Source organism: Turicibacter bilis, from assembly GCF_024499055.1.
GTDB classification, from domain to species: Bacteria; Bacillota_I; Bacilli_A; order MOL361; family Turicibacteraceae; genus Turicibacter; species Turicibacter bilis.
This window is the reverse complement of sequence record NZ_CP071249.1, coordinates 1,896,047-1,910,000: the sequence shown is the minus strand read 5'-3', so window position 1 is coordinate 1,910,000 and position 13,954 is coordinate 1,896,047. Positions and strand designations below refer to the sequence as shown.

Genomic DNA, 13,954 nt, shown 5'->3' with positions numbered 1-13,954 from the left:
CTGAATGAAATATTGCCCATCGTCATCAAGTCTCTCATTCAACAGTTAATCGCATCACTCATAGCTTCTATGAATCTCAATCCCTCAACTTTAATTACCTTCCTGAAAATCTTTGTTTTAATGAATTTAAGCGCGTTAAATTATGAATGCTAATATAAAGGTGGTTCTTCCTGACTTTTGGTGATAAAACGCTTTACCTGATATAATAAAAAGACATCTTAGAGAGGTAACTATCATCATGAATCTTAATGTCTTTTTTCCTGAAAATCTTATGATTCAATCCATTGAAAATAATGAGCATAAAATCCTGATTTACTTAAAGTCTAAATCAAATTTTAGTCACTGTCCATTATGTGGTATGAAAAGTCAGCATGTGCACAGTACGTATATTAGAAAACCATTAGATGCTTCTATTCTTAGTAAGCCAGTCCAATTAAAGATACAAGCTAAAAAGTTTTTTTGCTTAAATTCAAACTGTAAACGTCAAATTTTCACTGAAAGATTTACTGGTTTTCTAAATACCTACCGGCGTTTAACTGTTCGTCTTGAAGAAGTCTTTCTTCAATTATCATTATCGATGAGTGCGGAAGCTTTATCACGCTTCCTTTTTAAACTTGGATATGAACGAAGTGGAGACTCGCTATTAGATTTATTAAGACGTATTGATTCCACTGAAAAAGAAATAAAAAATCAATCATTAACTCATATTGGGGTTGATGATTTTTCTTTTCGTAGAGGCGTTGAATTTGGAACTGTCATTTGTGATTTAAAAACGCATCGTCCGGTTGAGATTTTGGCTTCTCGCTCGACTCAAGCATTTAAAGAATGGTTAGAAAAACATCCTTCAGTTAAATTAGTGACACGTGATCGAGCGACAACGTATACCAAAGCGATTCATTCAACGAACCCTGACATTATTCAGATTGCAGATAAGTGGCACTTTCTTAAAAACTTATTAGATGTTGTTAAAGAAACCATCAGTTCTCGTTTTCCTAAAGGATGGTTTATCATACCTGAATGCCCAGTCCTCGAAACAACGGATAACGAGACAGATATAGCTACTACTAATGAAGAGTCAACCGTTAGTCATGAATCATTATCTGAAAAAGAACAATCGAAATGGACACTCATTTTAGAGGTTCAAAAAGTCTATCAACAACTAGGCTCTATTCGCCAAACAGCCAGGCATCTTAAGCTAAGTCGTACAAGTGTGACAAAGTATATACAATTATCTGAACCCCCAAAACAAATAAGAAAGCCACGTGTTAACCAATTTCTTCCCTATTTAAACCAAATCACACAATGGTGTCAGGAAGGGAAAACAGCTATTTGGATTCATAAACAATTGATACAACAAGGATTTAAAGGAGCACCTTCTTCAACCCGACGAAAAGTTCAAGAAATTAAAGCAACTCTCTCAATAAAAAAGAATAAAAAGGTAGAGGATAAAATCAATAAAAAACCTCCTAAATATTTGAAAACGACCAAATTTCAATTAATCTCATTAATCTGGCGAAAGGCAACCTCTTTAACTCAACAAGAGTTAGATTTATTAAATCAACTCTTTCAAGGCCACTCTGATCTAAGTGAGTTATATACAGCAGTGCAATTATTTAGAGATTTGGTTACTATGGGACAAGTCATTAAGTTATCTCAGTGGCTGGAACGTTATGTTAATCACGAAATTAAATTACTTCGTGAGTTTTGTCGTCGAATGAAACGCGATGAGCAATCGATAATTAATGCATTAGTTTATCCATACACTAATGCCATTTGTGAGGGAAATGTCAACCGAATTAAAATGATTAAACGTCAAATGTATGGACGAGCTAGTTTTAAACTTCTTCGCATTAAAGTACTCTATGCCTAAAAAAGGCTTTTCACCAAAATAACGGAAGAACCACTTTTTTATTGACATTTATAGTTAAATCTACTGAGGATTCCCTAGCATGCCAAGCATAAATACTCCACTGCTAGGGAATGGGTCACATGTTATTTATCTTTTGTGATGAAGGATACGAAACAAATCATTGATATTGTTTGACGATCGTGATTTAAATTTTCTTTAGGCTTATTTTAAACGATATACTGAAGAAGGACGTTATCCTATACTCAATAAAACTCGTATTCGAATCATAAAAAATTTTAAGAAACACAGTCCTAAATTCAAGCGAAAAATATCCACCGCTTGAATCACTTACTTGAAACAGAACATCCGCTTTTTTAACCTTTAAAACGTATCAATCTTATATCGAAAATACGTTCTGTATGCCTTGAAATAAGTTCCTAAATAAAAAGATTGCACTCTAATATTGAGTACAATCTTTTATAGATATTATATTTTCTAATGATTACTCCATCTCATCCTCGTGATAAATAGCTAAGCCTTCGAATTCATCTGAGTCTTCTCCAACTTCAGCATTACTCTCATCACTATAATCATCTTCAGCTTCTTCTTCGTCAACAAAGTCATCATTTTCATCTTTGTCTGTATCATCTTCTTTATAATCCATCTCTGTATCATACGAATCAAACCCATCTTCTGTAATAGGTTCTACTTCTTCATCATCAAAGTCAATATCATATGTATCATAGTTAGCTACTTCATATTTTTGGCGTGATTTTAAATCCCATTTATCTTCACCAACAGTTACAAACTTACCACTTAATGTAAGATCTGTATAGAACTGAGCTAATTTAGATTGGAATTGTTCATCTGTTAATCCCATGATTTCGCATACTTCTTTAGCAATTTTCTCGAATTTTTGAGGTTTAATTTTACGTTGAATAAGTAATTCCGCTACTTCTAACATTGACATTTCTTCATTGTGTGTAGTCATTTTAAGTCCTCCTCTAATAAATTACATTCTTTCTGGTGCATCTACACCGATTAATTCTAATGCATTCTTAATTGTTACTTCTAATGCTTTGATTAAAGCTAATTTTTCATTTGTTTTTTCTGTATTTTCTTCATTAATAACTTTCTCTGCATTATATAAACTATGGAATGCTGTTGCTAAGTCATTAATATAATTACAGATTAAGTGTGGTTTACGTTTTGCAGCTGCATCTGCGATTACCATTGGGAATTCTCCCATTAGCTTAATTACTTCATATTCTTTTTCATGTGAAATAAACTCATATTCATCTTTTAAGACTGGAGAGAATCCTTTTTCTTCTGCTTGTCTTAAAATTGAACACGTTCTAGCATGTGCATATTGTGCATAGTATACTGGATTTTCGTTTGATTTCTTAGTTGCTAAATCTAAATCGAAGTCCATTTGTGTTTCTCCACTACGCATTACGAAGAAGTAACGAACAGCATCTACACCTACTTCGTCAACTAAATCACGTATCGTAACAGCTTTTCCTGTACGTTTTGACATTTTAAATTCTTCGCCATCTTTAATTAAACGAACCATTTGAATAATATCTACTTCTAATTTATCTGCTTCATAACCTAAAGCTTGCATTGCTGCTTTTACGCGGGCAATATATCCATGATGATCTGCTCCCCAAATATCGACTAATTTATCATTTCCACGATTTAATTTTTCGATATGGTTAGCGATATCTGGTGTTAAATATGTATATGAGCCATCAGATTTTCTTAATACACGATTTTTATCATCTCCAAAATCTGTTGAACGGAACCAAACAGCTCCATCTTCCTCATAGATATATCCTTTTTCTTGTAATAAATCAATTGACTCTTTTACTAGATTTTTATCATAAATAGCTTTTTCACTTGTAAATAAGTCAAATTCCACACCAAACATATTTAAATCTTGTTTGATTTTGTTTAATTCATAGTCTAAAGAGATTTGACGAATTAAATCATAATTTTCATCTAATTTATCAACAAATTGATCTTGATACTGTTCTGCCATCATTTTTCCTAATGAGATGATGTCAGGTCCATAGTAACCATCTTCAGGCATTTCGGCGTCTTTACCTAATGCTTGTAAATAACGAGCATATGCCGAGATTACTAAGTTATGAATTTGATTTCCAGCATCATTAACATAATATTCACGTGTTACATCATATCCAGCTTTAGATAAAATACGACATAATGAATCACCTAATGCTGCTCCACGTGCATGCCCTAAGTGTAAATCACCTGTAGGATTTGCTGAAACGTATTCTACATTGTATTTTAAACCATTCCCTGAATTACTTTTTCCATATTCTTGACCTAATTCAATAATATTTTTAATTGATTTAGTAAATGCATTTTTATTCATGAAAAAGTTAATAAATCCTGGTCCTGCAATTTCTACTTTTTCAACATTAGCATTTTCATTATTAAAATTGCTTAATAATTCTTCTGCAATCATACGTGGATTTTTTCTTGCTAATTTAGTAAGTTGCATTGCTACGTTTGTAGAATAATCCCCATGATTTACATCTTTTGAATTTTCTAAAATGATGTTAAATTCATCTTCAGCTTGAATATATCCACACTTTAATACTGCTTCTTTAATTTCTTTTCTTAAATTATTTTTTAATGTTTGGATCATATATATTAAATATCCTCCTTATTAAATTGAATTATTAATTTATAATTCCCTGATCTTTCACCTGATACAAATAGATCATAGTCCAATGTTAACCGGATAGATGTATCATTTTCTTCTAACATATAGCAGTGTGTTTTAACTTCACTATCTAACTGACCATAAACTGTTTTAATATAACCTTGTACAGTTTCAGTAGTTCTATATGTTTGATCTATAATGACTTGACCATCACGACGCACACGAATTTGATCATGATTAAACTCAATCCTACACTTTGTAGTTGAATTATCATAAAAGTTTGTTTCATCGAAAAATAGATAATATTTATCACTTTTTTTATAAAGAATCCCTGAAGTCTCATAATTAGTCTCAGTTACATCTAATCCTTGTATAACTTTCATACAAAAACTAACTAATCCAGATATTTTATTCATACTCATTTTACCATCATCCATAATGTGTAAGTTTATCTATTAATTATAGCACAATTTATTTTATCGATTCTATATGATTATTGCAATAACTTTATAAATATATACAATACAAACTATCATTTAACAGTTATCTAGATTAATCTATTTTTTCTTTAAGAGCTGTATTGTAAAGAATCATTAATTTTTTTCTCCTATTCACATAAGAAATAAGTCTTAAATTTATAAGATTATCTGATATGTAAAGTAGTTTTAATTTACAAAAATTTATTTTTGAAAAAGGAATATTTTTAATAGGTTATAATCTTTGAAATGCTATTAAAGTCAGACATCTCTTTTATTTTCAAAGTAATCGTTTACACACTACTGTAAGCGTATACTTTGATTGACCAAAAAATGGTACAATTTAAAATGTAATTTAATATAGGGGGGATAATATGAAGCGTTTAATTTCATTACTACTAGCAATAGCGATTGTAGTAACATCACTTTTACCAAATGGGAGGATTTATGCAACAGATAATGCAAAACTAACAATCCATTATCAACGAACTGATGGAGTATATGATGATTGGAATATCTGGGCTTGGGATACGGGAACGGAAGATATGGAACAAATTGACTTTACTGCTAGAGATGACTTTGGTTACATTGCAGAAATCGAAGTAGCTGTAGGTAATGAATCGGGATTCATTATTCGTAAAGGGGATTGGGTAGCTAAAAACTGTGATGAAGATCAACGTATCTTAGTTGAACAAGATACTGAAATTTGGGTAACAGAAGGACAATGTGGATATTTAACTGAAGCACCAGAAGGTGCAGGTGGTGAAGTTGTACAATTACCAACTGCTGCAAATGCTAATGAATCTACAGTAAGTGATGAAGAAGCTGAGATGCAAGTATTTGTACACTATCGCCGATATGATGATAAATATAAGAAGTGGAATATTTGGGGATGGATTGGAGATAAAGAGGGATTATCTTATGCATTTAACGATGAAGATGATTACGGAAAGATTTTTAAAATGAATTTAAAAGATTTAAATGGGGCTCAACAACTTGGAATTATTATGAGAAAGGGAGATTGGGACTCCAGAGATATTGATCAAGATCGTTTTATTGATTTAACAAAAGCGAAAGATGAGGTATTACATGTTTATTTATTAGAAGGAGATCCTAATATTTACTATAATGAGGATGATGTAGATTTAAGACCTCGTTTATCTTCAGCTACTTTTACGTCATTAAAAAAGGTTATTCTAACAGCACCAATTCCATTCACTTCAACAGATGGAATCGAAATAAAAGATAATTCAGGAAATATACTTGAATTAGATCAAGTGTTGGTAGATCAAACAGGTTCTACGATTGTAGTATTATTAAAAGAAGATATTAACTTAGAAAACTCTTATACAATTTCAAAAGAAGGATTTAAAGATGCAATCGAGGTATCTTATACAGGACTTTTTGATTCAGAAGAATTTCATGATGCATTTTATTATGATGGTGATGATTTAGGATTTACTTATTCTAAAGATAATACATCATTTAGAGTATGGGCACCCACTGCTAGTAAAGTCATTTTAAATTTATATGAAGCGGGTAGTGGGGATAACTTAATTGAAAAAATCGATATGACTCGCGATGTTAAAGGAACATGGGTAGCAGAAGTTTCTGGTGATTTAAATCTTACATATTATACATATGAAGTAACAGTTGGAAATCAAACAAACGAAGCTGTTGATCCTTATGCACGTGCAGTTGGAGTCAATGGAAATCGTGCGATGGTTGTAGATTTAGATTTAACAGACCCTGAAAATTGGGCTGAAGATGTAGCTCCTGAATTTAGCGGAAATCCAACAGATGCTATTATCTATGAGTTACATATGCGTGACTGGTCAACTCATGAATCGTCAGGATTAGAAAATGTCGGGAAGTTTTTACGATTTACTGAAGAAGGTGGAACAGATCACTTAACAGATTTAGGAATTACACACCTTCACTTACTTCCAGCATTTGATCATCGTTCAATTGATGAAACGAATTTAGATGAAGCACAATTTAACTGGGGTTATGATCCTCAAAATTATAATGTTCCTGAAGGTTCTTATTCAACAGATCCTGAAAATGGTGAAGTTCGTATTAATGAGTTTAAACAAATGGTTCAATCATTACATCAAAATGGAGTTCGTGTTGTAATGGATGTTGTTTATAATCATACAGGTGCAACCGCCGATTCAGATTTTAATAAAATTGTTCCAGGATATTATTATCGTCAAACAACAGATGGTGGATTCTCAAATGGTTCTGGTTGTGGTAATGAAACAGCTTCTGATCGTTCAATGATGCGTAAGTTCATGATTGATTCAGTTACATACTGGGCAACAGAATATAATATTGATGGATTCCGTTTCGATTTAATGGCTTTACATGATATTGACACAATAAATGAAATTCGTAATGCTTTAACTGAAATTGATCCAACAATCATTACTTATGGTGAAGGTTGGGATGCAGGTGGTTCAGCATTAAAACCAACTGAAGCTGCATTAAAAATCTATGCTTCTCAAATGCCAGGAGTTGCGATGTTTAGTGATGATATTCGTGATGGTATAAAAGGTAGCGTGTTTAATGCTGAAGAGCCTGGTTTTGTAAATGGGCAATTTACTTTTGATGAGCGTGTTAAATTTGGTATTGTTGGTGCAACAGAACATTCTCAAATCGATTATAATCGCGTAGCTTTAGCAGGTGGAGCAAGTGGTCCTTGGGCAACTGAGGCAGCTCAATCAATTAACTATGTCTCAGCACACGATAACAACACGCTTTATGATAAATTAATCGCAACTCTTCCAGATGCGGATGAAGAAACAATTAAATTAATGCAAAAGCAAGCAAATGCTATCATATTAACTGCACAAGGTGTTCCTTTCTTACATGCAGGTGTTGAAATGATGCGTACAAAAGATGGAGATCATAATAGTTACAATGCTTCGGATGAAGTTAATCAAATTAATTGGAATTGGAAAAACGAAAATCAAGATGTTTATAATTACTATAAAGGATTAATTTCACTTCGTAGGGCACATCCGGCCTTCCGTATGTCTGCACAAGAAGATATTCAAAATAATTTAACATTCATGGAAGATATTCCTCTTGGAGTTGTTGCTTTCAATTTAGAAAATAATGCAAACGGGGATTCAGCATCAGATATTACAGTTATCCACAATGCTACAGATAGCGAACAAGTCATTTCTTTACCGAAATCTGCAGACTGGCAATTAGTTGTAAATGGTGAGACAGCTGGAACTGAAGTAATTGAAGTTATTAAAGGTGATTCAATAACAGTAACGCCACATTCTTCTTATGTATTAATGATTGATGATTCAATGAATACAACAGAAAACTTTAACCAATTATTATTAATTGCTGGAGCAGCATTACTTGTTATTGCTGGAACAGCTGGTTATATTATTTACGATAAAAAAAAGAAAGCTTCTAAATAATTTCTAAAAGAGACTAGTCGATGAGATTAGTCTCTTTTAATTTTCCTTAAATTTTAATAGATACCTAGACTTTTTTATAACTATTGCTAATAAATGTGTTTCATGTTTTAAGAAGAAACCTGTTATAATGTCGATAGACTGAATTTGACGAGGTGATAATATGTCAGAATTTTTACCAGTAACACACGAGGAAATGAAGGCTCGTGGTTGGGAACAGGCTGACTTCGTTTATATTACGGGTGATGCTTATGTGGATCATCCTTCATTTGGTGCTGCGATTATTACAAGAACACTTGAAGCATATGGTTATAAGGTTTGTATTATTTCACAACCAAATTGGAAAGAGGTTGAAGAGTTTAGACGTTTTGGAAAGCCTCGTTTAGGTTTTTTAATTTCTTCTGGAAATATTGATTCGATGGTCAATCATTATTCGGTATCTAAACGCCGTCGTAAAAAAGATTCTTATACTCCTAATGGGGAAATGGGAAAACGTCCTGACCGTGCAACTATTGTTTATTCTCATATGGCACGTCAAGCTTATCCAGATGTTCCGATTATTGTAGGTGGAATTGAGGCATCTTTACGTCGTCTGGCTCACTATGATTATTGGGATGATAAAGTTCGTCATTCTTTATTATTAGATGCTAAAGCTGATTTATTACTTTATGGGATGGGCGAAAAAATTATTATTGAGGTTGCTGATGCTTTAAATGCTGGAATTGCAGTTGAAGACTTAGTTTATATTCGTGGATCTGTTTGGAAAACTAAAGATTTAAGTCGTGCTTATGATTACATCATGCTTCCAAGCTACGAAGAAATTGTAGCGGATAAAATGACTTATGCAAAAAGTTTTAATATCCAATATGAGAATACGGATTCAATTGTCGCAAAAACATTAGTTGAGCCTTGCCAAGGTTGGTATGTAGTTCAAAATCCACCAGGTGAACGTTTAACTCAAGAAGAAATGGATTATACGTACGCTCTTCCTTATACAAGAGAATATCACCCAATGTATAAAGAATTAGGACATATTCCAGCAATTGATGAAGTGAAATTTAGTTTAATTTCTAATCGCGGATGTTATGGTGGGTGTAATTTCTGTGCTCTAACCTTCCATCAAGGACGTACCATTCAAACACGTTCTAAAGAATCAATTATTGAGGAAGCTAAGAAGATCACGGAAGATGTTAATTTTAAAGGATATATTCATGATGTTGGAGGACCAACAGCTAATTTCTATGCCCCAAGTTGTGATAAACAAATAACAAAAGGTGTTTGTAAGAAAAAGCAATGTTTACATCCTAATCCATGTAAACAATTAAAAGTAGATCATAGTGAGTATCTTGATCTTCTTCGACAATTAAGAACTTTACCAAATGTGAAGAAAGTATTTGTTCGTTCAGGAATTCGTTATGATTATGTGATGTATGATAAAAATGATGAATTTTTCCATGAATTAGTTGAACATCATGTCAGCGGACAATTAAAAGTGGCCCCTGAGCATGTTTCAGATAAGGTGTTACATTATATGGGGAAACCAACACGTTCTTTATATGATCGATTTGTAAGAAAATATTATGCAATTAATAAAAAGTTAAATAAGGATCAGTACTTAGTGCCATATTTAATGAGTTCACATCCAGGTTGTGATTTACATGGTGCCATTGAATTAGCTGAGTATTTACGTGATATTAATCATCAGCCAGAACAGGTACAAGATTTCTATCCAACACCAGGTACGTTATCCACAACGATGTTCTATACAGGCGTCGATCCTCGTACAATGACACCAGTTTATGTTCCAAAAAATCCTAATGAGAAGGCAATGCAACGTGCCTTAATTCAATATAAAAATCCAAAGAATTATGATTTAGTTTATGAAGCCTTACAAAAAGCCGGACGTTTAGATTTAGTTGGCTATGAACCTGAATGTTTAATTAGACCAGTAAAACCAAAATTACCAGTAAAATCAAGTAAACTAACGACTAAATCAAATCAAAAACAACAAAAAAATTATCAAAAGCCAAGTCATAAAAAGGCTTATGAAGGTGGAAAGAAAAAAAGAAAATCTCGCTAAATTATAAATAACATAAAAGCTTATTAATTTATTAGTTAAAAAACACGTCAATTAAGCCGACGTGTTTTTTTGTCTCTTTTATACTTTAGTAATTGATATACTTTTGGACAAGGATTCTTTATAATGCCCACTATATATGCTATTACACATTTTACAAAATTAAAACTCTCGTTTGCACGAGAGTTTTTAGTATTTTAGAATTCTGCATTTTTAGGTGTACGTGGGAATGGGACTACATCACGGATATTTTCTACTCCTGTGATGTACATGATCATACGTTCAAACCCTAAACCGAATCCAGCATGTTTGACTCCACCATAACGGCGTAAATCTAAATACCAATCTAATTCTTCTTTTGGTACTCCGATTTCGTCCATACGTTGTTCTAGGATTTCTAAACGTTCTTCACGTTGTGAACCACCGATTAATTCACCAACACCTGGTACTAAAAGGTCCATCGCAGCAACAGTTTTTTGATCATCATTTAAACGCATGTAGAAGGCTTTGATATCTTTTGGATAGTCTGTTACGAAAACTGGTGCTTTAAATACTTCATCAGTTAAGTAACGTTCATGTTCTGTTGATAAGTCAATTCCCCAAGATACTGGGTTTTCGAATTTTTTATCAGCTTGTAATAAGATTTCGATTGCTTCTGTATATGGAAGGCGTTTGAAATCAGATGCTGCTACTGCTTTAACACGCTCTAAAACTCCTTTGCTTACGAATTGATCAAAGAATGCCATTTCTTCTGGAGCATGCTCTAATACGTAGTTGATAATATATTTAACCATACCTTCTGCTAAATCCATATCATCTTGTAAGTCAGCAAATGCAATTTCTGGTTCAATCATCCAGAATTCAGCGGCATGGCGTTGAGTATTAGAGTTTTCTGCACGGAATGTTGGTCCGAATGTGTATACATCACGTAAAGCCAATGCGAATGTTTCAGCTTCTAATTGTCCTGATACTGTTAAATTTGTTGATTTAGCGAAGAAGTCTTGTTTGAAATCAACTGCTCCTTCTTCAGTACGTGGAACGTTGTTAAAATCTAATGTTGTCACTTGGAACATTTCTCCCGCACCTTCAGCATCAGATCCCGTGATAATTGGTGTATGAACATAAACGAAATTTTGCTCTTGGAAGTAGCTGTGGATAGCATGAGCAACTAAAGAGCGAACACGGAATACTGCAGCGAATAAGTTTGTGCGTGGGCGTAAGTGTGCAACTTCACGCAAGAATTCACGTGTGTGGCGTTTTGGTTGGATTGGGTAATCTTCAGGACAATCGCCTTCTAAAATTACCTCCTGTGCTTTGATTTCAAATGGTTGTTTAGCATCTGGTGTTGGCACTACTAATCCACGAACTGTGACTGCTGAACCAACACGGAACTTTTGAACTTCTTTAAAGTTTTCTAAGTTTTCCTCATAAACAACTTGGATTGTCTCGAAGAATGAACCATCATTCACCATTAAGAATCCAAATGATTTTTGAGCACGGTTATTACGAACCCATCCGTTTAATTCAACGATTTGGTTAGCATAACGATCTAAGTTTCTAAATAATTGACGTACAACGATTTTTTCCATTAAGAGGTCCTCCTTTTATAATAAATCAATATTTTGTTGCTTGGATATTTCAAAGATATGCACAAATCAAATTAAACTTTAAACTTCTCTAATAAGTATTTTGTCAAGGAAAAACATACATAATCTAGATTGTCTAATGTTTAAATTCCTATAGATGAAATTTCAAATGCTTTTTTTGAATTTGTGGATAAGTTATTGAGAATCACCTCGGGCAACAAAAAAACAGTCTTCGCCCAAAAGGGACGAATGACTGTTGATCCGCGGTACCACCCTAGTTTAAGAACTAATCTGTTCTTACCCTTTACCTTTAACGCAGGATCTACGACTTAGTCTACTCACAATTTTGCTTTCGGTAAGTAACTCCAAGGTGTTCTTCACTTTCAACGCCATATCAGGCTTCCACCGTCCCTGATTCGCTATAACTTAATTAAAAGCTACTCTCCTTTTCAACGTAAGTATTTACTTAATTAAGATATTATACTGTAAGTCATTATTAGTCAATAATTATCCCCAGAATTATCAAAAAATATATTCTGTCATTTTAGTTTAATTTTTTGAAGTAAAAAATATTCTCGTAAATAGAAAAATTATTCTTTTCATAAAAGAGTTGTGCTTTTTTATTTTGTCATATTGTTTCCAAACAAATTGTATCATTTTGTTCTAAATATTTAAAAAATTTTGTGCTAATTCACTTACTACGATATGACTCTTTAACAAATAATTCGTCAACATATACTATGTCTCCTCCATATTCATTACTCCAATAATTTATAAGTAAGGCATACCTAATTATTTCGGGATATTGTTAAAAAAATAGAATTTTGTCGAGTTGTAGACGAATAGGACAATGTTTAATATTTTTTGAATTTTGTCTAATGATATAGATTATTGTTGAATCTTATCTTTGTATAATTTTATCATCATATGAAGTAATTCGTTATAATTTGAGTGTATATAAGGGATTATTTTAAAGTTCATTAATAGGGGAACTTTACTTGTGTTATAATAACTCATTATATTTTGAATAAAAGGAGTTTTTATAATGGGAATTATATTAGCCTCTCAGTCTCCAAGACGAAAAGAATTATTAGAGTTAGCGGGAATTAAACATCGTGTGATTGTGAGCCAAGTGGATGAGATGTTAGATGAGGATTTAGATGTAGCGGGACAAGTTCAAGATCTTGCGATTCAAAAAGCTTGTGCAGTTGCTGAGTTATTTCCTCAAGAGACAATTATCGGTGCTGATACGATTGTTGTATTTGGTGGAAAGATTTTAGGGAAACCTAAAAATGAAGAAGATGCATTTAATATGCTAAAATCATTATCAGGACGTAAACATCAAGTAATGACTGGAGTCAGTATTATTAATAAAGATAAAGAGTTATTAACAAGTTTCGTTAATATTACCGAAGTAGAATTTTATAATGTAACTGATGAATGGATTTTAAATTATATTCAAAGCGGAGAACCTATGGATAAAGCAGGTTCATATGGAATTCAAGGAAAAGGGTTTGAATTAGTTAAATCTATTTCTGGAGATTATTATAGTGTGATGGGATTACCTATTGCTTCATTAAAACGTACATTAACACATTTAGGTTTAATTTAGGAGTCGGATCGATTTGATCCGTTTTTTTTATAGTTAATATATTATTTATTTAATAATAACTTTAATAATAATGTTTGGGGATAGTGGGGATAAGTGTCTGAAAATGTCGGTTTTCCTATGTTTTTGACTGTGTAAATCTTGTGAATAAGTTGTAGATAAGTGTCGATTATTGTCCATATAGGTGTGAATTTGTTGTAGATAGTTGTTTTCATTTGTCGGTTTTTA

Annotated in this window: 8 protein-coding genes and 1 other annotated feature; of the genes, 4 read left to right on the top strand and 4 right to left on the bottom strand. The window is 32.6% G+C overall.

Annotated elements, in window-relative coordinates; genetic code table 11:
* Positions 1-238: 238 nt before the first annotated feature.
* Positions 239-1,870, top strand: a complete 1,632-nt coding sequence (locus J0J69_RS09195; RefSeq protein ID WP_212725871.1) for an ISL3 family transposase — start codon at positions 239-241, stop codon at positions 1,868-1,870.
* A 481-nt stretch (positions 1,871-2,351) separates the two neighbouring features.
* Here the strand turns inward: J0J69_RS09195 and rpoE are convergent, their stop codons facing one another.
* The 3 genes from rpoE to J0J69_RS09180 are packed head-to-tail and all read right to left on the bottom strand — an operon-like array spanning position 2,352 to position 4,963.
* A complete protein-coding gene (gene rpoE / locus J0J69_RS09190; RefSeq protein ID WP_055276636.1) occupies positions 2,352-2,840 on the bottom strand; it encodes a DNA-directed RNA polymerase subunit delta in 489 nt (162 codons plus the stop codon).
* Positions 2,841-2,861: 21 nt separating this feature from the next.
* Positions 2,862-4,523 (bottom strand): arginine--tRNA ligase, encoded by a 1,662-nt coding sequence (gene argS / locus J0J69_RS09185; RefSeq protein ID WP_237252580.1) that lies wholly within the window; start codon positions 4,521-4,523, stop codon positions 2,862-2,864.
* Between the two features lie 5 nt (positions 4,524-4,528).
* On the bottom strand, positions 4,529-4,963 hold the full coding sequence (locus J0J69_RS09180; RefSeq protein ID WP_237252582.1) for a YwiB family protein: 435 nt from the start codon (positions 4,961-4,963) through the stop codon (positions 4,529-4,531).
* 428 nt (positions 4,964-5,391) lie between these two features.
* Here J0J69_RS09180 and pulA point away from each other — a divergent pair, with 428 nt between their 5' ends.
* Positions 5,392-8,457 carry a type I pullulanase gene (gene pulA, locus J0J69_RS09175; RefSeq protein ID WP_212725873.1) on the top strand — a complete coding sequence of 1,022 codons (3,066 nt, stop codon included), beginning with the start codon at positions 5,392-5,394 and terminating at the stop codon, positions 8,455-8,457.
* 160 nt (positions 8,458-8,617) lie between these two features.
* Positions 8,618-10,534 (top strand): YgiQ family radical SAM protein, encoded by a 1,917-nt coding sequence (locus J0J69_RS09170; protein WP_212725228.1) that lies wholly within the window; start codon positions 8,618-8,620, stop codon positions 10,532-10,534.
* A gap of 194 nt (positions 10,535-10,728) precedes the next feature.
* Here the strand turns inward: J0J69_RS09170 and asnS are convergent, their stop codons facing one another.
* Positions 10,729-12,120 carry an asparagine--tRNA ligase gene (asnS, locus tag J0J69_RS09165; RefSeq protein ID WP_055241362.1) on the bottom strand — a complete coding sequence of 464 codons (1,392 nt, stop codon included), beginning with the start codon at positions 12,118-12,120 and terminating at the stop codon, positions 10,729-10,731.
* Between the two features lie 235 nt (positions 12,121-12,355).
* Positions 12,356-12,579: a binding site (T-box leader), on the bottom strand.
* 583 nt (positions 12,580-13,162) lie between these two features.
* On the opposite strand from asnS, the gene J0J69_RS09160 reads away from it, so the two are divergent.
* Positions 13,163-13,729 (top strand): Maf family protein, encoded by a 567-nt coding sequence (locus tag J0J69_RS09160; RefSeq protein ID WP_212725874.1) that lies wholly within the window; start codon positions 13,163-13,165, stop codon positions 13,727-13,729.
* The last annotated feature ends 225 nt before the right edge of the window (positions 13,730-13,954 follow it).

What these genes read in the sequence shown, in the direction of transcription:
- J0J69_RS09195 (WP_212725871.1), top strand. Translation starts at nt 239, where the DNA reads ATGAATCTTAATGTCTTTTTTCCTGAAAATCTTATGATTCAATCCATT.
- rpoE (WP_055276636.1), bottom strand. Translation starts at nt 2,840, where the DNA reads ATGACTACACACAATGAAGAAATGTCAATGTTAGAAGTAGCGGAATTA.
- argS (WP_237252580.1), bottom strand. Translation starts at nt 4,523, where the DNA reads ATGATCCAAACATTAAAAAATAATTTAAGAAAAGAAATTAAAGAAGCA.
- J0J69_RS09180 (WP_237252582.1), bottom strand. Translation starts at nt 4,963, where the DNA reads ATGAGTATGAATAAAATATCTGGATTAGTTAGTTTTTGTATGAAAGTT.
- pulA (WP_212725873.1), top strand. Translation starts at nt 5,392, where the DNA reads ATGAAGCGTTTAATTTCATTACTACTAGCAATAGCGATTGTAGTAACA.
- J0J69_RS09170 (WP_212725228.1), top strand. Translation starts at nt 8,618, where the DNA reads ATGTCAGAATTTTTACCAGTAACACACGAGGAAATGAAGGCTCGTGGT.
- asnS (WP_055241362.1), bottom strand. Translation starts at nt 12,120, where the DNA reads ATGGAAAAAATCGTTGTACGTCAATTATTTAGAAACTTAGATCGTTAT.
- J0J69_RS09160 (WP_212725874.1), top strand. Translation starts at nt 13,163, where the DNA reads ATGGGAATTATATTAGCCTCTCAGTCTCCAAGACGAAAAGAATTATTA.